Genomic DNA, 20,969 nt, shown 5'->3' on the forward strand with positions numbered 1-20,969 from the left:
CATCGGCGCCGGCTTGCTTGCACAATGGCGACAGGGGGCGGCACGGTGCCGCCCCCGTTCGTTGTGCCATCCAACCGGAGCCTGTCCATGACTTCGCAACACCGCAGCGGCCTGCCGCCCTCGTTGATCGTCTCCAGCCGCGACCTCGCGCGCCTGGAAGCCCTGCTCGACTCCCCCGCCTTGCACCAGCACCCGGCCGCGCTCGCGCTGGGCGCAGAACTCGACCGCGCCACCGTCGTGGCGCCGGACCAACTTCCTCCCGGCATCGTCGCCATGCATTCGCGCGTGGAATGCGAAGACGAGCTGCACGGCGAGCGCCACCACCTGACCCTGGTCTATCCGCACGAAGCCGATGCCGCGCATGCGCGCATCTCGGTGCTGGCCCCGGTCGGCAGCGCCCTGCTCGGCCTGGCCGTGGGCCAGTCCATCGACTGGCAGGCGCCCGGCGGACGCCCGCTGCGCCTGCGCGTGACCGCGGTGCAGCGCGCCGACGACGACAACGCGCGCGCAGCGCGTTAACGTGCGCGGCCCTATCCTTGTTCCCACTCGTTCCCGAGAGATACCGATGACCTCTTCCGCCCCCTCCAAGCTCGCCCAGTTGCGCGAGTTGTCCGTGGTCGTGGCCGATACCGGCGACTACGACGCGATCAAGCGGCTCAAGCCGGTGGACTGCACCACCAACCCGACCCTGGTGAAGAAGGCGCTGGACCTGCCGGTCTATGCCGACCTGATCGACGAGGCGCTGGCCTGGGCGCGCGGCCAGGACGGCGACCACGCCGCCCTGGTCGACGAGATCGCCGACCGCCTGACCATCGGCGTCGGCGCCAAGCTCAGCGCGCTGGTACCCGGCCGCGTGTCCACCGAAGTGGACGCCGACCTGGCCCACGACACCGCCGCCACCATCGCCAAGGCGCACAAGTTCATCGCCATGTACGCCGAACGCGGCATCCCCAAGGACCGCATCCTGATCAAGGTCGCCGCGACCTGGGAAGGCATCGAGGCGGCGCGGCAGCTGCAGAAGGACGGCATCGACTGCAACCTGACCCTGATCTTCAACCGCACCCAGGCCCTGGCCTGCGCCGAGGCCGGGGTCTTCCTGATCTCGCCGTTCGTCGGCCGCATCCTCGACTGGTACGTGGCCAAGGGCCAGACCCCGGCGACCATCGACGAAGACCCGGGCGTGCAGTTCGTGCGCGGCGTGTACGACGAGTTCAAGCGCCGCGGCTCGGCGACCGTGGTGATGGGCGCCTCGTTCCGCTCCACCGCGCAGATCGAGGCGCTGGCCGGCTGCGATCGCCTGACCATCTCGCCGGACCTGCTGGAGAAGCTCGACGCCGACCACGGCCCGCTGCCGCGCAAGCTCTCGCCCGGCCAGGCCGATGGCGCCAAGGTGGAACCGATCGACGCCAAGCGCTTCGCTGCCGACTTGGCCGCCGACCCGATGGCCACCGAGAAGCTGGCCGGCGGCATCGACACTTTCGCCAAGGACCTGCAGAGCCTGCGCGACACGATCCGGCACAAGCTGATCGGCTGATCGGCTGAGCGGCGCTCGCCTTGCGGCATCCGAAGAGCGGCGGCGACGCCGCTCTTTGTTTGTGCGGGAAACCGCGAATGGGGAATGGGGGATGGGCGAGGGGGTGTCCGCCGCGCGGCCTGTTCGTCGTTCGATCCGCTGCCGTCGGTGCAGGCCGCTGCGCGGCGCGACGCCGCATCGGCAACGACGCGGAACACGGCAAACAGGCGCAGGCGCAGCACCTATCACCCACGGCGCTTTCGACATCGCGTTGGCGCAGCCGCAACTTTTCCCGGGCTATGCTGCGCGCCCGAGTGCAGAGGCAAGGCAATGGCAACGATCGCAGTGGTGATGGTGGACGGCGTGGCAGACTGGGAGATCGGCACCATCCTGCCGGCGGCGCGGGCCTGGTTCGGCGACACACTGCAGATCGCCAGCATCGACGGCAAGCCCATCACCTCGATCGGCGGACTGAACCTGCACCCCACCTATGCCCTGTCGGATCTGGCGCCGTTGGACGCGGACCTGTGGCTGCTGCCCGGCAGCGACCGCTGGCAGGCCGGCGAGATTCCGGGCCTGAGCGCGTTGCTGCAGCAGCGCCTGGAGGCCGGTCGCGGCGTGGCGGCGATCTGCGGCGCGACCCTGGCGCTGGCCTACGCCGGCCTGCTCGATACCCGTCCGCACACCAGCAACTCCGAAGCCTTCCTGCGCGAGCACGCCACTGTCTATGCCGGCAGCGCGCACTACCAGGAACGCCGCGTGGTCAGCGCCGACGGCCTGATCACCGCCCCCGGCACCAGCCCGGTCAGCTTCGCCGAGGCATGCCTGCGCCTGCTGCACCCCGAACGCGAGGAGCAGATCGCGCAGATGCGGCAGATGTTCGCGGCCGAGTTCGTCTAGCGCGACCAGTGCCACCTGTCATGCAGACGGCGGCGGCGCAGCATGACTACACTTGTCGCCACACCCTGCAGTCCGCCATCGGCGGCTGCGCGCGGCGTCGCGGTCGATCGTGGCCGGGCATGACGTAACGGCGGTTACGCACACCCGCGCGCCGGCAGGGTGCTTCCACGGCTTCGACAGGAGAGAGTGCATGCGCGGATGGATGGCGCGTTGTGTGTTTTTGCAGGCGCTTGCCGCCGCCAGCGCCACCGGCATGGCCGCCACGCCGGCACCGACCCGGGTCGCGATCCTGGGCGTGGAGCACGCCGCGCAACTGGTCTCCGAGCGCGACCAGCCGGGCGTGCTCGCCGCGTTCCTGGAGCACCTCGCGCCGGACGCGATCTGCCTGGAGCGTCCGCCGGAGCAGGCGGCACGCGGCGACTATTACGAGTACACCTACGAGGTGCAGGGGGTGATCCTGCCGTACGCTGCGGCGCATCCCGTCGCCCTCTGTCCGATCGACTGGATGCCGCCGGTGGAGGACGCCAAGCTCGGCTTCGGCGTGGACCTGGACACCCCGCTGGAACTGCGCCGCGAACAGGGTTTCCAGGGCTTCTTGTCGTTCCCCGACAAGGCCGCCCTGCAGCGCGACTTCTTTGCCGCGGATGCGGCCGAGAACGTGGCCGCGGTGCAGAAGTGGGCGCAGACGCCGGCGCCCCGTGCCGACCAGGACCTGCCGCGGCGGCTGTACCTGTACCGCACCTTCCTGCAGGCCCAACGCATCCACGCCGCGGCGCTGGCGCACCCGGGCAAGACGGTGCTGGTCGTGGTCGGCTATTTCCACAAGCCGGACCTGGAAGCGATCCTCGCGCACGATCCGGCGATTGCGCTGGTCAAGCCGTCGACGCTGGGGCGCCCGACGGCGGACGCGGTCGAGCGCGCCACCACCGCGACGCAGCGCGCGGCGATCCTCGCCTTCAACCTGCTCGGCACCCAGGCCGACACCGGCAACGTCGACTGGGCGTGGATGCGCCGCGTCCTGGATGCGTACGCCGCCGACGCATCGGCCTCAGAAACGGCGCTGTTGCGGACCCGCCTGGCGCTGCTGAGCGGCCAGCTCGCACCGGCCGAGGCGCGGCGGCGCTACGCACGGCTCGCCGAAGAGACGCGGGCCGAGCTGGAGTTCGGCTGGACCGGGGTGCAGGACCGCACGCGCGTGGACTCCTTCTTCGACCCGTTCGGCAACCTGACAGTACGCCAGCGCGCCACGCTGGAACTGGCACGGACCGACTATGCGCTCGGCCGCAGCCGCGACGGCGATGCGGCGATCGCACGGCTCACGGCCGACCTGCCGCCGCGCAAGGCGCTGCAGCTTTCCGGCTACGCGGCGCGGCTGCGGCCCGCCGCCGGCAAGGGCAGCGCGGGTAGCGCCAAGTAAGCGGATGGCGTCGGCAAGACGCACGCTGTCGCCGCGCCCATCGAGGTGCAGTCTCGCTCCTTGAGAGGCTGCTTTGGCTTGATGCGTCCGAGTCCAGTCCGGAGCCGCAGCATGTCACTCGCCGAGTTCGCAGGTCGCTACAGCCATATCGCCGGCGTCATCGCCGCCGCTGGCGCGCTTCCCATGTTCTTCCTCAAGTGGAGGACCGGCTTTCTCGGGCTCGGTGAAACGTACGCAACGCCTGTACGCACTGTCCCTTGACGGCGCCTGGCGACATGCGGATGCGGCCGCCTTGCAGATCGCGGTCGGCAACGCGATCGGGGGCAACCTCGACGCCGACGAGATCAGAGTCGCGTTGGAACGCAGCAATGCAGCGCGGGTCCTGGCGTACTGCAAGATGGCCAAAGGCATGATTGGCCTGTCGGACGACAAGGCGCGCTTCGTACCCAAAGGGATCTGGAGATCGGCCAGGAGCTATCGAAAAGGGGCCATTGCGCTGTACGTGGCCGCATTCGTGCCTTGGCTGCTTGCGCCGGCCGCCTTCCATCTCTTTGAGCCATCCAACGAAAGTGCCGGTGGGATTGCGCTGGCGATGGTGCTATCGACCCCCATCCTGGCCTGGCTCTCTGCGTGTGCGGAGGCCGCTTACCGGCTCACCAGCGACTTCGATCGCAGATACCCTAGGCTTCAGCCGCTCCCGGCCACCAAAGGGCGGACGGGAGCGCGCAGGAAGCGTGCAGGCGCGCCGCAGCCAAGCGCGGGTGGGCCGCGGCGCAACCTGCGCGTCGAGGCTCAGGCCTCCAGCCCGATCGGGCAACTCACCCCGGTCCCTCCCAGGCCGCAGTAGCCGCCCGGGTTCTTGGCCAAGTACTGCTGGTGCTCGTCCTCGGCGTAGTAGAACGGCGGCGCCGGGAAGCGGATATCGGTGGTGATGGGGCCATAGCCGGCGGCGTCCAGGCGCTGCTGGTAGGCATCGCGGCTGGCCAGCGCGGCCTCGTACTGCGCCTGGGTGGTGCAATAGATCGCCGAGCGGTACTGGGTGCCGGTGTCGTTGCCCTGGCGCATGCCCTGGGTCGGATCGTGGCTTTCCCAGAAGGTCTGCAGCAACTGCTCGAAGCGCACGGTCTGCGGATCGAACGCCACCAGCACCGCCTCGGTGTGGCCGGTCTGGCCGGAGCAGACCTCGCGATAGGTGGCATTGGGCGTCTCGCCGCCGGCGTAGCCGACCGCGGTGCTGAACACGCCCGGCAGCGACCAGAACTTGCGTTCGGCGCCCCAAAAGCAACCCAGGCCGAACTGCACCTGCTCCAGGCCGGCGAAGGCGTCGCGCAACGGATGGCCGTTGACGAAGTGACGGTTGTGCAGCGGCAGCGGCTGCGCGCGTCCCGGCAGGCTCTCGCCCGGGCGCGGCAGGCGCTGCTTGAAGGCACCGATTCCCAACATGGCACGGACTCCTGGCAGCGACGGCGATGTCATGTGGATGGCGCTGCCGGCGTCCGCTTTCAAGTGCGCCCGGCCACCGCGGCGGCGGCGCCGGGCGCGCCGCTCATTTCGCCGCGGCAGTGGCAGTGGCGGTGGCCGTGGCGACCGGCTCCGGCATCGCCGAGCTGTGGTGGTTGATGATCAGCCAGCGCCCGTCGCGCTTTTCGTAGACGAAGGTGTAGCGCGCCTGCACCTGGCGGGTGCTGCCGTCGGGATTGTTCAGGGTGAAGGTGTAGACGCCGGCATCGACCGCGCTGTCGTCGTCGAGCAGCCGCACCTGGCGGTAGTTGATGGCACCGCGCGGCTTGGCGGCAAGGAAGTGGCTGAAGTAGTCCTCGATCTCGGCGCGGCTGGCGCGGACCTGGTTGGACACGGTGGGCAGCAGCACGCCGTCGCGGGCGTACAGGTCGGCCACGCGCTGCGGATTGCCGGTGGCCAGCGCCGCGTTCCAGCGGTCGAACAGGCCGGCGATCTCGCGTTCGGCGCTGCTGGCCGGCATCGCCGGTTGGCCGTCGTAGTGCATCGCCGGCGCGGCCAGCGCGGTGGAGGTGGTGGTCAGGCACAGTGCCAGGGCGAACAGGATGCGACGCATGGGAAGTCTCCGTGTGCTGAGGGGATGCCGTCTCGGGGCGAAGCGAGTATTGGCAGCCGCGGCTTGCGGAACATCCGCCGGGCGGCATATCCTCGAATATGCCGTTCGGCATACCGGAGACGCGCCCGTGCACCCTCCTTCCAATGCAGGCCAGTGGCGTGAAGCGCTGCGCCGCGACGCCGCCGACGCCGCGCGCTGGCAGGCCGTGGCCGCCGCCGCCGCGGCACTGCGCGAGGCCGGCGACGCCGCGCAGGCCGCCGCGCACGCACTCGTGCCGGCCAGTGCCCTGGTGGCGGCACCGCACGCCGCGGTGCTGGCCCTGCGCGGCGCGCGCTGCCTGGTGCTGGCCAGCCAGGGCGATGCGCTGCCACCCGGCGCCAGCGTCGCCGTCGAGGCCCCGGTCCATGCCTGGCGCCTGCGCGGCGAGGCCGCCGCCGAGGCCAGCGAACTGTGCCTGCCGATCGCCGCACTGGGCGTGCCGCTGGGCACGCTGTGCCTGGGCTGGAACACGCGCACCGTGCCGGCGCCGGAGGACGTGCAGGCCCTGTCTGCGATCGCCGCGCTGCTGGCGCCGCTGGCCGCCGAACCGCCGCGTGCGCCGCGGCGGCGCAAGCCGGCGCAGGCCGACCGCCTGGCCGTGCTCAGCGCGCGCGAGCGACAGGTGCTGGCGCTGCTGTCGCGCGGCCTCACCAATGCCGCGCTCGGCGCCGAACTGGGCATCAGCGCCGGCACCGCCAAGGTCCACGTCGAGCGCATCCTGCACAAGCTGCAGGTGGCCGACCGCACCCAGGCCGCAGTGGTCGCGGTGCAGGCGGGGGTGGCGCTGTGAGGGCGCTGGCGCGACGCTGGAACGACTGGCCGCTGACCCGCAAGAGCCTGGCGCTGGTGGCGTTGCCGCTGTTGCTGCTGGTGGCGGCGCTGGTGGCGATCTACAGCGTCGAACGGCAGAACATCGCAGCCGAGAACGACGTGCGCCGCACCCTGCAGCTGCTCAGCGACTTGCATGAGGCGCATGCGCTGCTGGCCGAGACCGCCGCCGGCGTGCGCGGCTACCGGCTGGTGCGTCAGGACGCGTTCCTGACCCCGTACCGCGACGCCGAGCCGCGGCTGAAGACCGTGGTGCAACGCCTGTCGCAACGCATCACCGACCCGCGCCAGGCGCAGCGCTTCGCCCGCATCCAGCCGCTGTTCGAGGAGAAGATGCAGGGCTGGCGGCGGCTGCTGGCGCCGGACCTGAGCCGCGAGGAAGAGATCCGCCAGTTGCGCGAAGGCAAGGTCACCCTCGACATCCTGCGCGCGGAACTGCGCGAGCTGCGCAACTACGAGACCGCGCAGCTGCAGGTGCGCACCGCCAAGGCGCAGGCGCTGCGCCAGCGCAACCTGCTGATCACCCTGTGCGCGGCGATGCTGGGCGGGCTCGGCGCGGTGCTGGCGGTGGCCTGGTTCGCCTCGTCGCTGTCGCGGCGCCTGCGCCAACTCTCGGCCAACGCCGACCGCCTCGGCGACGGCCGGCCATTGGCGCCGCAGCCGCCGGCCGGCGACGAACTGGGCCAGGTGGCGCAACGCCTGCAGCAGGCCAGCACCCTGCTCGCCGCGCGCGCCGAGGAAGCGCAGTCGGCGCGCCGCGAGGCCGAGAGCGCCAACCGCGCCAAGACCGAATTCCTCTCGCGCAGCAGCCACGAACTGCGCACCCCGCTCAACGCCATCCTCGGCTATGCGCAGGTGCTGGAGATGGACCTGCCGGGCGCGGCGCAGCGCGATCACCTGCAGCACATCCTCGGCGCCGGCCGGCACCTGCTGGGGCTGATCACCGAACTGCTCGACATTGCCCGCATCGAGGCCGATCAACTCGACCTGAGCCCGCGGCCGGTGCCGGTGCGCACCGCGCTGGAGGAGGCGCTGGGCCTGGTCGCGCCGGAAGCGCAGGCGCGCGGCATCGTGCTGCGGCCGCCGCAGCTGCCGCCGGAATGGACCGTGCGCGCCGATCCGCAGCGGCTGCGCCAGGTGCTGATCAACCTGCTGTCCAACGCGATCAAGTTCAACCGCCCGGGTGGCGCGGTGTGGGTGAGCGCCGTGCCCGAAGGCCAGTCCCTGGCCGTGGCCGTGCACGACCAGGGCCATGGCCTGACGCCGGCGCAGGTGCAGCGGCTGTTCACCCCGTTCGAGCGGCTCGGCGCCGAGCGCTCGGCGATCGAGGGCACCGGCCTGGGCCTGGCGCTGAGCAAGCGCCTGACCGAGGCGATGGGTGGACGTATCGCCGTGGACAGCGGCCCGGACGGATCGCGGTTCACGGTCGCGCTACCGCTGGACCGACCGCAGCCGGCGCCGTTACCGGATCCGACGGTAGCGACGGCGGCGACGGGCGTAGCCCAGCGCCAGTTGCTCAGCGTGGAGGACAACCCGTCCAACCAGGCGCTGATCCGCACCCTGGTCGAACGCCGCCCGCACTGGCGCCTGCACGAGGCCGCCAGCCTGGCGCAGGCGCACGCGCATCTGCAGCACGCCACGCCCGACCTGATCCTGCTCGACCTGCACCTGAGCGACGGCAACGGCGAGGACCTGCTGCAGGCGCTGCGCGCGCAACCGCACACCGCCGCCATCCCGGTGGTGGTGATCAGCGCCGATGCCACCGCGACCACGCTGGCACGCGTGCAGGGCGACCCCGTGCGTGCCTATCTGACCAAGCCGCTGGACGTGGCCGACTTCTTTTCCATTCTGGACCGGCACCTCGCATGACCCGCAACGATGTCCTCGCCGCGCGCATCCTGATCGTCGACGACGAACCGGCCAACGTCCGCCTGCTGGAGGAACTGCTGCAGCGCGAGGGCTTCCGCCAGGTGGTGGCGACCACCGACCCGCAGCGGGTGCTGGGCCTGGTCGCCGCATTCGCGCCGGACCTGATCCTGCTCGACCTGATGATGCCGGAACTGGACGGCTACGCGATCCTGGAGCAACTGGCGCGGCTGGCCGGCCCGTCCAGCTTCCTGCCCGTGATCGTGCTCACCGCCGACCCCAGCCGCAGCGCCCGCCACCGCGCCCTCGGCCTGGGCGCCAAGGATTTCCTGACCAAGCCGCTGGACACCTTCGAGGTGGCCCTGCGGGTCTGGAACGTGGCCGAGACCGTGGTGCTGTTCAAGCGCCTGCGCGCCCTCGCCGTGGCCGATGCCGCGCCGCCGGGCTGGTCGACGAGGGGCGGAGATTCGGGATTAGGGATTGGGGATTCGTAGAAGCGGGAGTGCTTGCCGTTACGAATCCCCAATCCCGACTCCCCAATCCCCGCCCCACACCTACATCGCCCGCGTCACCTGCCCGCCCAGGCCCAATGCCATCAGCACTTCCTGCGCCTTTTCCAGCAGTTCGTCGGCCACGCAGACCTGCACCACGCCGAACGGCAGTTCGCCGGCGCCACCGAGCAGGGCCTCGCCGAACACGAAGGCGGTGATGCCGGCGTCCTCCAGCGCGTGCTTGGCCAGGTGCGCATCGATCAGGTGCTGGGCGCGGTAGGCGATCTGCATGGTCGGCCCCTCAGCCGGGTACGCCGACGGCGGCGGCGTGGGCACGCCAGGCGCGCTGCGGCCGCGTGGGCCGGAGCCGATCGCCGACGACGAAGCAGGACAAGGACATGGCGGGATCTCGCAGCTGAGCCAAGCGGCAGCCTACGCGCCGGGGCGGCCGCCGGCCAGCTCGGCTAAACTTGCGCTTTACTTATTCTCCAAAGCGCGCATGTCCGACACCCCCGCCACCGATGCCTCCGCCCCGGCCGAGAAGAAAGACTTCATCCGCCAGATCGTCCGCGAGGACCTGGCCAGCGGCAAGCACACGGCCATCCGCACCCGCTTCCCGCCCGAGCCCAACGGCTATCTGCACATCGGCCACGCCAAGGCGATCTGCCTGGACTTCGGCATCGCCGCCGAGTTCGCCGGGCGCTGCAACCTGCGCTTCGACGACACCAATCCGGCCAAGGAAGACCCCGAATTCGTCGCCGCGATCCAGGACGACGTGCGCTGGCTGGGCTTCGACTGGGCCGAGCTGCGCCACGCCTCGGACTATTTCGAGGTGTACTACCTGGCCGCCGAAAAGCTGATCCGCGACGGCCACGCGTTCGTCTGCGACCTCTCCGCCGAGCAGGTGCGCGAGTACCGCGGCACCCTCACCGAGCCGGGCCGCGACTCGCCGTACCGCACCCGCAGCGTCGAGGAGAACCTGGACCTGTTCCGGCGCATGCGCGCGGGCGAGTTCCCGGACGGCGCGCGCACCCTGCGCGCCAAGATCGAGATGAGCAGCGGCAACATCAACCTGCGCGACCCGGCGCTGTACCGGATCAAGCACGTCGAGCACCAGAACACCGGCAACGCCTGGCCGATCTACCCGATGTACGACTTCGCGCATTCGCTGGGCGATGCCGTGGAAGGCATCACCCACTCGCTGTGCACGCTGGAGTTCGAGGACCACCGCCCGCTGTACGACTGGTGCGTGGACAAGGTCGACCTGGCCGGCCACCCGGAGCTGCTGCAGCCGCTGCTGGACAAGGGCCTGCCGCGCGAGGCGGCCAAGCCGCGGCAGATCGAGTTCTCGCGGCTCAACATCAACTACACGGTGATGAGCAAGCGCAAGCTGACCCAGCTCGTCGCCGAAGGCCTGGTCGACGGCTGGGACGACCCGCGCATGTACACCCTGCAGGGCCTGCGCCGCCGCGGCTACACGCCGGCCGCGCTGCGCCTGCTGGTCGATCGCGTCGGCATCAGCAAGCAGAACTCGGTGATCGACTTCTCGGTGCTGGAAGGCTGCCTGCGCGAAGACCTGGACGCGCATGCCGCGCGGCGCATGGCGGTGATCGAGCCGCTGAAGCTGGTGCTGAGCAACCTGCCGGACGGCCACCGCGAGACGTTGACCTTCTCCAATCACCCCAAGGACGACAGCTTCGGCACGCGCGAGGTGCCGTTCTCGCGCGAACTGTGGATCGAGCGCGAGGATTTCGCCGAAGTCCCGCCCAAGGGCTGGAAGCGCCTGGTGCCGGGCGGCGAAGTGCGCCTGCGCGGCGCCGGCATCGCCCGCGTCGACGAAGTGATCAAGAACGACGCCGGCGAGATCGTGGAACTGCGCGGCTGGCTCGACCCGGAATCGCGCCCGGGCATGGAAGGCGCCAACCGCAAGGTCAAGGGCACCATCCACTGGGTCAGCGCCGCGCACGCGGTGGAGGCGGAGATCCGCCTGTACGACCGCCTGTTCTCGGTGGAGAAGCCCGACGACGAGTCCGACGGCAAGACCTACCGCGATTATCTCAATCCCGCCTCCAAGCGCAGCGTGCGCGGCTACGTCGAACCCGCCGCCGCCCAGGCCGCGCCGGAGCAGGCGTTCCAGTTCGAGCGCACCGGCTATTTCGTCGCCGACCGCTACGACCACCGCGCCGACGCGCCGGTGTTCAACCGCAGCGTGACCCTGCGCGACACCTGGAGCGGCGGCCAGGGCGGCGCCTGACGCAGGGCGCCTGAGACAGTACGGGCTGCGGCCCTCGCGGCCGCACGCGCCAGCGCGCCGCGTGGGCCAGCGCCGGCCGATCCGGCGTCTGGTCTCCGCACCGCATCGCTGGTACACCGCGATGAAACGCTCCAGGCGTCCGTAGGAGCGGCTTCAGCCGCGACGGGCCTTACCAGGAACCAGGGGCGCGGCTGAAGCCGCTCCTACGACGACAGCGCGCCATCGGGCTGTCGCGAATCCCCAATCCCAGCCCTTCCCCCGCCACCACCCGCGCGCTAGCGTAACGGGCATGTCCCCCGCCCCCTCCTTCAGCCTGCGCAGCTACGGCCGCGATGGCGCCGCCCATCAGCACGGCCATGTGCAGTTGGTGCTGCCGCTGCACGGCACGCTGGAACTGGACGTGGATGGGCGCGGTGGCTATCTGGACCGTTTCCGCGCTGCCGTGGTCGCGCCGCAGACCCGGCATGCGCAGTCCGCGCTGGACCCCAACCGCTTCCTGATCGTCGATTGCGCCGCCGATGCTTTCGGCGACGACGCGCTGCAGCGCCTGCAACGGCAGCCCTTCCTCGACCTGCCCCCGCCCTTGCAGGACCTGCTCGCCGCGCAGGCACCGCATCCCGACCTTCACCTTGCCCATGCCCGGGCCGGCGCCGCGGCGCTGGCCTGGCTGCAGGCGAACACCGCGCCGCGCGGCTGGCAGCGGCTGCAGGCGCTGTGCCGGCGCATCGAGGCCGCGCCCGGCCAGGACTGGCCGGTGCGGCGCATGGCGCAGCTGGCGCACCTGAGCCCGAGCCGCCTGCACGCGCTGTTCCGCGCCGCGCTGGGGCGCACGCCGCAGGACTGGGTGGCGGCACGGCGGCTGGACTGGCTGCGTCGGCAGCTGGCGCACGGCGACCGACCGATCGCATCGCTGGCCCAGGACAGCGGCTATGCCGACCAGAGCGCGCTGACCCGCGCGCTCAAGCGCAGCACCGGGCAAACCCCGGCCGCCTACCGCCGACGCCATCGCCCCGCGGCAGGACAGGAGTCTGGGACAAGCCGGCGCCCGCCGCCGGCGGCATGCTGAGCCGGAACCGCTGGAACGGAACCGGAACACATGCGCGAACGTCTATGGGCAGGGGTTGGCAGCGGCATGGCCGCGGGCGCGCTGTGGGGCCTGGTGTTCCTGGCGCCACAACTGCTGAGCGCCTTCTCGCCGCTGCAGTTGGCGGTCTCGCGCTACCTGGCCTATGGCGCCATCGCCGCGCTGGTGCTGTTGCCGCGCTGGCGCGCCGCGACCGCGCCGCTGGGCGCCGCCGAATGGTGGGCGCTGCTGCGCCTGAGCCTGCTCGGCAACATCGTCTACTACGTGCTGCTGGGCAGCGCGGTGCAGTGGGCCGGCGGCGCCGCCACCGCGCTGATCATCGGCCTGCTGCCGGCGGCGGTCACCGTGATCGGCTCGCGCGCGGCGGGCGCGGTGCGCTTGCGCCGGCTCGCCGCGCCCTGCGCGCTGTGTGTGCTCGGGGTGGCGCTGGTGGCGGTGCAGACCCTGGCCGTCGCGCGCCCGCACATTCCGACCAGCCTCGGCCTGCGCGCGGCCGGCCTGGCCTGCGCAGTCGGCGCGCTGGCGTGCTGGACCGCCTACTCGATCAAGAACGCACGCTGGCTGCGGCGGCGCGCGGACCTGTCCGGCCGCGACTGGTCGCTGCTCACCGGCGTGGTCACCGGCGCGCTGGCCCTGGTGTTGGCGCTGCCGGCCTTCGCCCTGCCCGGCACGGCGCATGCCAGCGATGCGTGGGGGCGCTTCTGGGGCATGGCGCTGGTGCTGGCGCTGTTCGCCTCGGTGATCGGCAATGCCTGCTGGAACCACGCCAGCCGGCTGCTGCCGCTGACCCTGGTCGGGCAGATGATCGTGTTCGAAACCGTCTTCGCGCTGCTGTACGGCTTCCTGTGGGAACAGCGCTGGCCGAACGCGCTGGAACTGCTGGCGATCGCCTGCCTGCTCGGCGGCGTGCTGTGGTGCACCCTGGTGCACACGCGGCCGCAGCCCGCAGCGCACGAAGCCAAGCCCGGTTAAGCCGCGCCGCCTAGACTGGCGCAGAGTCTCCCTGAGGGAATCGCGCCATGCACATCGTTCTGCGCCGCTGCTGCACCGCCTTCGCCCTGGCCACCGCACTCGCCGGCTGCGCCGCCTCCACGACGCCTGCCGGCGCTGCGCCGAATGCAGTCGCCAATGCCAACGCCAGCGCAGCGGCGGCGACCGGCAAGTGCGACGCCATCCCCGACCACGCTTACGCCCTGCCGGCCGGTCGCTTCGATGCGGTCGCGCAGCAACTGGCCCACGCCACCGGCTGCATGGTCGTGTATCGCGATCCCGGCCTCGCATCGCTGCCGGTCAACGCGGTGCAGGGGCAGGTCAGCATCCGCCAGGCGCTGCACCAAGCGCTCGACGGCACGGCGCTGCGGATCGCCCAGGAGCGCGCGGACACGCTGACGGTCGTGCGCCGCTGAGCCGGCGGCGGCACGGCGGATTGCTACCATGGCCGCACTCCACCGCACGGAAGGTCGCCATGCCCCGCCATTTCGCGTCGTTGCTGTGTTCGCTGTGCCTGCTCGCCGCCATGCTGCTGTCCAGCGCCTGCGCACGCAGCGAAACCGCCAAGCCTGCGGTGCCGGCCCCCGCGCAAGCGCCGACGGCGTCCGCACCGGGCCTGCCGATCAAGGTCGACACCAGTTGCCGCACCGATGCCGACTGCACGGTCAAGAACGTCGGCAACTGCTGCGGCGCGATGCCGGCCTGCGTCAACCGCGACAGCCCCACCGATCCGCAGGGGGTGATGGCGCAGTGCCAGGCCAGCGGCCGCATGAGCGTATGCGGCTCGCGCGCGATCGCCGGCTGCTCCTGCGTGTCCGGGCAATGCAGCGCGCGCCCCGCCCAAGCCGATACACTGCGCGCCCCCCAGCCTGCCGAACCCGTCCGCTGATGCTCTACGCGCAAGTCCACCTCACTCTGCCCGCCTGGATCCACGAGGCGGTCGATCCGCAGGCCGTCTACGCCAGCGACGCCGACAAGGTCGCACTGGCGGTGGAACTGTCGCGGCTGAACGTGGACGCCGGCAGCGGCGGTCCGTTCGGCGCGGCTGTGTTCGGCCCGGACCACCGCATCATCGCCGTCGGCGTCAACCGTGTGGTGCCGCAGACCACCTCGCTGGCGCACGCCGAGAACATGGCCTACATGCTGGCCCAGCAGCGCCTGCAGACCCCGCGGCTGAATGCGGTGCTGTCGCCGGTGACCCTGGCCACCTCCTCGCAGCCGTGCTGCCAGTGCTACGGCGCCACCATCTGGGCCGGCATCGACCGCCTGCTGATCGGCGCCAGCGCCGAGGACGTGATGGCGCTGACTCCGTTCGACGAAGGCCCGCTGCCGGCGGACTGGGTGGGCGAGCTGCAGCGTCGCGGCATCGAGGTGGTACGCGGCCTGCACCGCGACGCCGCCTGCGCGGTGCTGCGCCGCTACGGCGAACTCGACAGCCCCCGCTACTGACGCCGCCAGCGAAGGCTTGCCCATGTCCTCAGAGAACGGCCCGCTGGTCCATGGCCTGCTGTGCTACTGCCGGCCCGGCTTCGAACCCGAGCTGGCGGCCGAACTCAACGCCCGCGCCGGCGAGGCCGGGCTGGCCGCCTACGCCCGCACCGAGCGCAACAGCGGCTATGCGTTGCTGCTCAGCGACACCGCGGTGCCGGCACAGACGCTGCCCTGGCGCGGGTTGATCTTCGCCCGGCAGAAGCTGCACCTGCTGGCCGAACTGCGCGAACTGCCGGCCAGCGACCGCATCGCGCCGATCCTGCAGGCGCTGGCCGGCCAGCCGCGCTTCGGCGACCTGTGGGTCGAACATCCGGACTCGGACGCCGGCAAGCCGCTGTCGGGCCTGGCACGCAGCTTCGGCAACGCCCTGCGCCCGGCACTGCGCAAGGCCGGCCTGCTCAGCGACAAGCCGCAGGCGCGGCTGCCGCGCCTGCACGTGTGCTTCGTGACCGGCACCCATGCCTTGCTGGCGGTGGCCGACAGCGAGGACAGCGCGCCGTGGCCGCTGGGCATCCCGCGCCTGAAGCTGCTGCCGGAAGCGCCCTCGCGTTCGGCCCTGAAGCTGGAGGAAGCGCTGCTGGCGCTGCTGACCCCGCACGAGCGCGAGACGCTGCTGCGCCCGGGCATGCGCGCCGCCGACCTCGGCGCCGCTCCCGGCGGCTGGACCTGGGTGCTGACCCGCCAGCACCTGCACGTGACCAGCGTGGACAACGGCCCGCTACGCCAGCACGTGCTCGACAGCGGCCTGGTCGACCACCTGCGTGCCGACGGCTTTCACTGGAAACCGCCGCAGCCGCTGGACTGGATGGTCTGCGACATGGTCGAGCAGCCGCGCCGCGTCGCCGAGCGCATGGCCACCTGGTTCCGCGAGGGCTGGTGCCGGCACGCGATCTTCAACCTGAAGCTGCCGATGAAGAAGCGCTGGGACGAAACCCGGCTATGCCTGGAGCTGTTCGCCGAGCGCGCCGAACGCCCGCTGCAGTTGCGCGCCAAGCAGCTCTACCACGACCGCGAAGAGATCACGGTGCTGGCGATGCCGCGCTGAGCGGCCGCGAGCCTCCACCCCGTTTTTTCGTAGGAGCGGCTTCAGCCGCGACAGGCGTTCCCGGAACGCCTGTCGCGGCTGAAGCCGCTCCTACGGAGAGCACATTGCCGCCATCCACCGCTACAGCACGATCCGCGCCCCGTCCGCGCGCGCCGAGCGCTGGATCGCCTCCACGATGCGGATGTCGCGCAGGCCTTCCTCGCCGGGCACCCGCAGCGGCGTGCCCTGCAGGATCGCCAGCGCGTCCTCGTCCATCTGCAGCGCCTGCTGGTGCCGCACCCGCGCGTCGAACAGGCGGCCATCGCTGGCCCGGCCGCGCACGCCGTCGTAGGCCTGGAACGGCGCCAGTTCGTACCAGCCGTTCGCGCACTCGGCACGCAGCAGGTTCATGGTGCGGCCGAAGCTGGCCGCACAGGTGGCGGTCACCTCGTGCGGGAACTCCAGGGTGAAGTGCGTGTGCTCGTCGACCTCGTCGAACAGCGCCGACCGCTCCGTGGAACGCCGCGCGCTGACCGCCAGCGGCTCGGCGCCGATCGTGTAGCGCGCCGCGTTGAGCGGATACACGCCCATGTCGTACATCGCGCCGCCGCCGTACTGCGCGCGCAGCCGCCACGGCCGCTGCGCGGGGTCGGTGTCGCCATAGCCGGCATAGCCCGCCTCCGCGCGCACGCTGCGCATCGCCCCGAACGGGCGCTCGCCGGCCAGGGCGATGAGGCGCCGGGTGTTGGGCTCGTGCTGCATGCGGTAGCCGATGCTCAACCGCACCTTGTTGCGCGCGCAGGCCTCGATCATCGCCTGCGCCTGTTCGGCGTGCAGCGCCATCGGCTTCTCGCACCACACGTGCTTGCCGGCGGCCGCGGCGCGGATGCTCAGCGGTGCGTGCAGGTGCGGCGGCGTGACCACGTAGACCACGTCGATGTCCGGATTGTCGGCGATGCGCTCCAGGTCGTCGTAGCTGTAGACGTTGCGATCCGGGATGCGGTAGCGCGCCTGCCATTGCGGGATCTTCTGCGGCGAGCCGGTGACGATGCCGGCCAGGCGACAGTGCCTGGTCAGGGCGAGACCCGGGGCCAGGCGATTGCTGGCGTAATCGCCCAGCCCGACCAGGGCCACGCCCAGCGGCTTGCGGCGATGTGCCGGCGCGGCGGCCCAGGCGGGCGGTCCCAACAGGCCGGCGGCACCGGCGGACAGGCCGGCCAGCAGCAGGCGGCGGCGATTCGGCGAGAACGGCAGCATGCGCAACTCCGACCGGAAAGATTCCTCACCCTAACCGCTCGTGCGGCATCGGCACTGTGAGCGCCATCGCGCGATGCGCCGGGGCCTCTGGCACACTGCCGCCTCCCCGCCGTCCGGATATCCGATGCGCTGCCGCCCCTTGCTCGCCGCCCTCGCCCTGCTGCTGGCTGCCCCCGCCGGCGCGCAGGAGGCCCTGTTCCACGCCCGCGACCTGGTCGGCGACGGCGTGTTCACCGACAAGATCGAAGGCCCTGCGACCGGCCCCGACGGTGCGCTGTACGTGGTCAACTTCGCCCACGACGGCAGCATCGGCCGGGTCCAGCGCGATGCCGACGGCCGCGGGCAGGCCACTCTTTTCGTCGATCTTCCTGAGGGCAGCATCGGCAACGGCATCCGCTTCGACCGCCGCGGGCGCATGTACGTGGCCGACTACGGCCAGCACCGCATCCTGCGCATCGCCCTGCCGAGCAAGCGCATCGAGGTCTATGCCGCGCTGCCGGGCGCGTTCCAGCCCAACGACATCGCGATGGCGCCGGACGGCACTCTGTACGCCAGCGACCCGGACTGGAAGCACGACAGCGGCCAGCTGTGGCGCATCGACCGCGACCGCAGCGCGCATCTGATCGAGACCGGCATGGGCACCACCAACGGCATCGAGGTCAGCCCCGACGGCAAGCGCCTGTACGTCAACGAGAGCGTGCAGCGGCGGATCTGGGTCTACGACCGCGCCGCCGACGGCAACGTGTCCAACAAGCGGCTGTTCGCCAGCTTCGCCGATGCCGGCCTGGACGGCATGCGCTGCGACGTCGACGGCAACCTGTACGTGGCCCGCTACGACGCCGGCAAGGTGATCGTGCTGGCCCCCGACGGCACGCTGCTGCACGAGGTCGCGACCAAGGGCCGCAAGCCCACCAACCTGGCCTTCGGCGGCGCCGACGGACGCGATGTCGACGTGACCCTGCAGGACCGCGGCGCGATCGAAACCTTCCGCAGCGACCGCCCCGGACGCGAGCACGGACGCTGATGGGATGCGTATCGCAGCGGCGTCTCAGCCCGCGCAATGGCCGCCTGGCATGCTGGCTGCACTGACTGGAGGGCCGCGCACATGCAGCCGATCGAACTGAACAACCCGGCCGGCTTTGCCGACGAATTCCTGCGCCTGACCCTGTTGCAGGGCTTCCAGTCGCTGACCAAGCGCGACCTGGAACTGCTGATCTTCGTGTTGCTGGAACGCGACGGCGCGATCTCGCGCAGCGACTCCAACAACGCGGTGGCGATGCGCCTGCGGGTGACCCCGGCCAAGGTCAAGGGCCTGCGCCGCGACGGCTATGCGCGCTGGCGCGCGCTGGTGCCCGAGGACAACGAGGCGGCGCTGCAGCGCATCGTCGCCAGCGTGCTCACCGAGGACAACCTGCGCGCCGGGGCCAAGCACGTCAGCGAACGCAGCAAGAAGGACGGCTTCCTGGCGATCCGCATCGAACACCCCGACGACCAGCAGCGCTTCGAACAGGCCATCGTCGACGTCGGCGCCATGCCCGTGTACGAGCGCAATCGCGACGTGATGGCGGTGCGCTTCGACACGCTGCTGAAGATCGCCGAGCGCTGGGGCTACCTGCAGCCGGAGCCGGAGAAGGTGACGCACGAGTTGCAGAAGCTGGCGCCCACCGCCGAAGAGGTCGCCGACCTGTTGAAGAAGGACGTGAGCAAGCTACGCTGGGAGGACGTGCGCCGCGCCCTCAACAGCCTCGGCGCCAAGGCCGTCGCCAGCACCGCCGAGGGCGGGCTGAAGGGCCTGTTGAAGCTCGCGTTTCCGTTCATCCCCGGCTGAGCCGGGGCCGCCATCCATCGCCGTACCGGAGTTTCGTCGTGTCCATGTCCTGCCGTTCCTTCGTCCTGCTCTGCTGCCTGTGCGCCTGCGCCGCGCCGGCCGCGGCGCAGAATCTCAACAGTGCCTCCAGCGCCACCACCGAACCGCTGCGCGACGTGCCGGTCAACGTGCGCGCGCAGCCGCTCAGCAACGGCGTGGTCACCCACCAGGTGCAGTTGCCGGCGACGCCCGGCGAAGCCCAGGTGACCGTGCGCAGCATCCAGCCGGACCGCGTCGCCGGCAGCTACCGCATCGACTTCGAGGCGCTGGATACCGACCACGACGGCTACATCAGCCGCAGCGAAGCGCAGGCCAACCCGTCGCTGGCCGACGAGTTCGATGCCTTGGACACCGCCCACAGCGGCCGCCTCAGCCGCGCGCAGCTGGCCGGCTGGCTGTAGGGCATCTGTCATCACGCCGGGACGCGTTCTGTAGGAGCGGCTTCAGCCGCGACGGAGCGTTACCGGTAAACCGGTCGCGGCTGAAGCCGCTCCTACAGGCAAGCTGCATCCGGCTTGCGTGTGGCGGAAGCAGATCATGCGAAGTGCGCTGTAGCCGCGCCGAGCTGCGTCCGGCACCGCCATGGCGGACGCCGTGGCAGCGTGAGCCGCGTTGGAGCGCGCATTGGAAACGCTTGCTAAACAGCACCGGCGCGCAGATGCGAACGCCCGAATTTTTTAGTGTCGATTAATTCGGCCAGGCCTATGTTCTTGACTCCTTCCCAGCAACAGGAGTCGTGCCATGAACCGCATCGTTCCTCGTCTCGTCCCGTTCGCGTTTGCGCTGCTTGCCGCGCCGGCGCTGGCCATGGCGCAGTCGGCGCCGGACGAAGTGACCCTGCACCAGAACGGCCAGATCATCAATGTCACCTCGGTCGAACCGAACTCGATCGTCGGCGACTACCACATCGATTTCGCCAAGCTCGACCGCAACCATGACGGCTACATCAGCCGCGCCGAGGCCAAGGCCGATCCCACGCTGTACGCCGAATTCGATGCCGTCGACGTGCATCACCACGGCCGCCTGAGCAAGGCCGACCTGGAAGGCTGGATGTCGACGTGACGCGACCCACGCGTCGAACGGTCCGCGTCCTTCCCACCACACGCGCCGCCTGCGGCCTTCCCGCCGCATGCGGCGCGATTGTTTTCTGAAGCGGCAAAACCGCAGACACCAACGACACCCAGAGCGTCGCGCGACCACTTCAGCGCAGCGGCCGCCGCCGCACCGATCGCCGCGCCGCACGCGCCATCCAGCACTCCCCGCCGTCCAGCGTCGCCTTCTACGCTGACGCGCGCTACAGCATCCCGTCCTGCAGCGGCGCATCCTGCGCTCCGCCCCAGGGATCGTCCAGCAGATAGCGCGCCGCCACCGGCTGCGCCGCCGGTACCAGGGTGAGCCGGCAATACACCTCGTCGCCTTCGCAGACCTCGTAGTACAGCGCGTAGTCGCCGGGCTGCAGCGGCAAGGTCACATCGAAGGCCTCGGCGGCGGACGCCAGCTGCACCCGCGCGTTTGGATTCACCCGGAATGGCACCTGCATGCGCCGCTGCGCGCGCGGGTCGGGCGCGAACGCCGTGGCCAGTACCACGTGCACCTGCGCGCCGAACGCGTCCTCGGGCAGCGGAGCGAACACCACGTAGTCGCGGTGCAGGATCGCCCCCTGCTCCAGGTTGCGCGGCCTCCAGCGGCAGGCGGCCTCGTCGAAGTCGCGGGCGCGCAACTGCACCTGGCTGTGGGAGATCAGCAGATCCACGGTCTGGGTCTGGGCCGCGTCTTGCATCGTCATCCTCCATGGCAGGGACGCGGCCTGCGTGCTGCGCTTCGCGCCCTACCCTCACCCAACCCCTCTCCCGAGGGGAGAGGGGCTCAAGCAA

25 protein-coding genes are annotated in these 20,969 nt (G+C 71.0%); 20 read left to right on the forward strand and 5 right to left on the reverse strand.

Annotation, left to right across the window (positions count from 1 at the left end; translation table 11 throughout):
* Positions 1–87 precede the first annotated feature (87 nt).
* The 6 genes from rnk to NUG21_RS16520 all read left to right on the forward strand — a co-directional run bounded on the left by rnk (position 88) and on the right by NUG21_RS16520 (position 4,677).
* Positions 88–519 (forward strand): nucleoside diphosphate kinase regulator, encoded by a 432-nt coding sequence (gene rnk / locus NUG21_RS16495; protein ID WP_263391418.1) that lies wholly within the window; start codon positions 88–90, stop codon positions 517–519.
* Positions 520–565: 46 nt separating this feature from the next.
* Positions 566–1,534, forward strand: a complete 969-nt coding sequence (gene tal, locus NUG21_RS16500; protein ID WP_242081706.1) for a transaldolase — start codon at positions 566–568, stop codon at positions 1,532–1,534.
* Positions 1,535–1,843: 309 nt separating this feature from the next.
* On the forward strand, positions 1,844–2,413 hold the full coding sequence (locus NUG21_RS16505; RefSeq protein ID WP_019797849.1) for a type 1 glutamine amidotransferase family protein: 570 nt from the start codon (positions 1,844–1,846) through the stop codon (positions 2,411–2,413).
* A 190-nt stretch (positions 2,414–2,603) separates the two neighbouring features.
* Positions 2,604–3,830, forward strand: coding sequence for a hypothetical protein (locus NUG21_RS16510; protein WP_263391419.1), 1,227 nt, complete (start codon positions 2,604–2,606; stop codon positions 3,828–3,830).
* A gap of 111 nt (positions 3,831–3,941) precedes the next feature.
* Positions 3,942–4,091 (forward strand): hypothetical protein, encoded by a 150-nt coding sequence (locus tag NUG21_RS16515; protein ID WP_263391420.1) that lies wholly within the window; start codon positions 3,942–3,944, stop codon positions 4,089–4,091.
* A 31-nt stretch (positions 4,092–4,122) separates the two neighbouring features.
* Positions 4,123–4,677 carry a hypothetical protein gene (locus tag NUG21_RS16520; protein ID WP_263391421.1) on the forward strand — a complete coding sequence of 185 codons (555 nt, stop codon included), beginning with the start codon at positions 4,123–4,125 and terminating at the stop codon, positions 4,675–4,677.
* Here the strand turns inward: NUG21_RS16520 and msrA are convergent.
* A complete protein-coding gene (gene msrA / locus NUG21_RS16525) occupies positions 4,623–5,273 on the reverse strand; it encodes a peptide-methionine (S)-S-oxide reductase MsrA (RefSeq protein WP_263391422.1) in 651 nt (216 codons plus the stop codon). The two genes, NUG21_RS16520 and msrA, sit on opposite strands and share 55 nt — an antisense overlap.
* Before the next feature lie 103 nt (positions 5,274–5,376).
* Positions 5,377–5,904, reverse strand: coding sequence for an SgcJ/EcaC family oxidoreductase (locus NUG21_RS16530; protein WP_263391423.1), 528 nt, complete (start codon positions 5,902–5,904; stop codon positions 5,377–5,379).
* A gap of 127 nt (positions 5,905–6,031) precedes the next feature.
* Between NUG21_RS16530 and NUG21_RS16535 the strand changes: the two genes are divergently transcribed.
* Genes NUG21_RS16535 through NUG21_RS16545 form a run of 3 tightly spaced genes read left to right on the forward strand, consistent with a single transcriptional unit; the run spans position 6,032 to position 9,131 of the window.
* A complete protein-coding gene (locus NUG21_RS16535) occupies positions 6,032–6,733 on the forward strand; it encodes a helix-turn-helix transcriptional regulator (RefSeq protein WP_263391424.1) in 702 nt (233 codons plus the stop codon).
* Positions 6,730–8,640, forward strand: a complete 1,911-nt coding sequence (locus tag NUG21_RS16540; RefSeq protein WP_263391425.1) for an ATP-binding protein — start codon at positions 6,730–6,732, stop codon at positions 8,638–8,640. Before NUG21_RS16535 ends, NUG21_RS16540 begins: the two co-directional genes overlap by 4 nt.
* Positions 8,637–9,131 (forward strand): response regulator, encoded by a 495-nt coding sequence (locus tag NUG21_RS16545; protein WP_242081710.1) that lies wholly within the window; start codon positions 8,637–8,639, stop codon positions 9,129–9,131. Before NUG21_RS16540 ends, NUG21_RS16545 begins: the two co-directional genes overlap by 4 nt.
* Positions 9,132–9,191: 60 nt before the next feature.
* Here NUG21_RS16545 and NUG21_RS16550 read toward each other — a convergent pair whose 3' ends face one another.
* A complete protein-coding gene (locus NUG21_RS16550) occupies positions 9,192–9,419 on the reverse strand; it encodes a putative signal transducing protein (RefSeq protein ID WP_017915895.1) in 228 nt (75 codons plus the stop codon).
* 208 nt (positions 9,420–9,627) lie between these two features.
* Between NUG21_RS16550 and NUG21_RS16555 the strand changes: the two genes are divergently transcribed.
* From NUG21_RS16555 to rlmM, 7 genes are all read left to right on the forward strand, one after another.
* The gene (locus NUG21_RS16555) at positions 9,628–11,382 is read left to right on the forward strand and encodes a glutamine--tRNA ligase/YqeY domain fusion protein (protein WP_263391426.1); all 1,755 of its coding nucleotides are present in this window, start codon (positions 9,628–9,630) and stop codon (positions 11,380–11,382) included.
* A gap of 289 nt (positions 11,383–11,671) precedes the next feature.
* Positions 11,672–12,448: an AraC family transcriptional regulator gene (locus tag NUG21_RS16560; RefSeq protein WP_263391427.1), complete on the forward strand. Its 777-nt coding sequence runs from the start codon at positions 11,672–11,674 to the stop codon at positions 12,446–12,448.
* Positions 12,449–12,478: 30 nt separating this feature from the next.
* Positions 12,479–13,438 carry a DMT family transporter gene (locus NUG21_RS16565; RefSeq protein ID WP_242081713.1) on the forward strand — a complete coding sequence of 320 codons (960 nt, stop codon included), beginning with the start codon at positions 12,479–12,481 and terminating at the stop codon, positions 13,436–13,438.
* 47 nt (positions 13,439–13,485) lie between these two features.
* Complete coding sequence (locus tag NUG21_RS16570) at positions 13,486–13,872, forward strand: STN domain-containing protein (protein WP_263391428.1); 387 nt, start codon at positions 13,486–13,488, stop codon at positions 13,870–13,872.
* 59 nt (positions 13,873–13,931) lie between these two features.
* On the forward strand, positions 13,932–14,345 hold the full coding sequence (locus NUG21_RS16575) for a hypothetical protein (protein WP_263391429.1): 414 nt from the start codon (positions 13,932–13,934) through the stop codon (positions 14,343–14,345).
* Entirely contained in the window at positions 14,345–14,905 is a 561-nt protein-coding gene (locus tag NUG21_RS16580) for a nucleoside deaminase (RefSeq protein WP_017914178.1), read from the forward strand. The genes NUG21_RS16575 and NUG21_RS16580 overlap by 1 nt, the downstream gene beginning before the upstream one ends.
* Before the next feature lie 22 nt (positions 14,906–14,927).
* A complete protein-coding gene (rlmM, locus tag NUG21_RS16585; RefSeq protein ID WP_263391430.1) occupies positions 14,928–15,992 on the forward strand; it encodes a 23S rRNA (cytidine(2498)-2'-O)-methyltransferase RlmM in 1,065 nt (354 codons plus the stop codon).
* Between the two features lie 120 nt (positions 15,993–16,112).
* On the opposite strand, the gene NUG21_RS16590 is transcribed toward rlmM, so the two are convergent.
* The gene (locus NUG21_RS16590) at positions 16,113–17,228 is read right to left on the reverse strand and encodes a Gfo/Idh/MocA family protein (RefSeq protein WP_263391431.1); all 1,116 of its coding nucleotides are present in this window, start codon (positions 17,226–17,228) and stop codon (positions 16,113–16,115) included.
* A gap of 124 nt (positions 17,229–17,352) precedes the next feature.
* On the opposite strand from NUG21_RS16590, the gene NUG21_RS16595 reads away from it, so the two are divergent.
* The 4 genes from NUG21_RS16595 (at position 17,353) to NUG21_RS16610 (ending at position 20,157) form a co-directional block, all read left to right on the forward strand.
* Positions 17,353–18,252: an SMP-30/gluconolactonase/LRE family protein gene (locus NUG21_RS16595; protein WP_263391432.1), complete on the forward strand. Its 900-nt coding sequence runs from the start codon at positions 17,353–17,355 to the stop codon at positions 18,250–18,252.
* An 81-nt stretch (positions 18,253–18,333) separates the two neighbouring features.
* Positions 18,334–19,056 carry a hypothetical protein gene (locus tag NUG21_RS16600; RefSeq protein WP_019798102.1) on the forward strand — a complete coding sequence of 241 codons (723 nt, stop codon included), beginning with the start codon at positions 18,334–18,336 and terminating at the stop codon, positions 19,054–19,056.
* A gap of 44 nt (positions 19,057–19,100) precedes the next feature.
* Positions 19,101–19,496, forward strand: a complete 396-nt coding sequence (locus NUG21_RS16605; RefSeq protein ID WP_019798101.1) for an EF-hand domain-containing protein — start codon at positions 19,101–19,103, stop codon at positions 19,494–19,496.
* Between the two features lie 340 nt (positions 19,497–19,836).
* Entirely contained in the window at positions 19,837–20,157 is a 321-nt protein-coding gene (locus NUG21_RS16610) for an EF-hand domain-containing protein (protein WP_010340011.1), read from the forward strand.
* A gap of 232 nt (positions 20,158–20,389) precedes the next feature.
* Here the strand turns inward: NUG21_RS16610 and comJ are convergent, their stop codons facing one another.
* A complete protein-coding gene (gene comJ / locus NUG21_RS16615) occupies positions 20,390–20,875 on the reverse strand; it encodes a competence protein ComJ (RefSeq protein ID WP_263391433.1) in 486 nt (161 codons plus the stop codon).
* Positions 20,876–20,969 lie beyond the last annotated feature (94 nt).

Source organism: Xanthomonas sp. CFBP 8445 (assembly GCF_025666235.1).
In the GTDB taxonomy this organism is placed as follows: domain Bacteria; phylum Pseudomonadota; class Gammaproteobacteria; order Xanthomonadales; family Xanthomonadaceae; genus Xanthomonas_A; species Xanthomonas_A indica.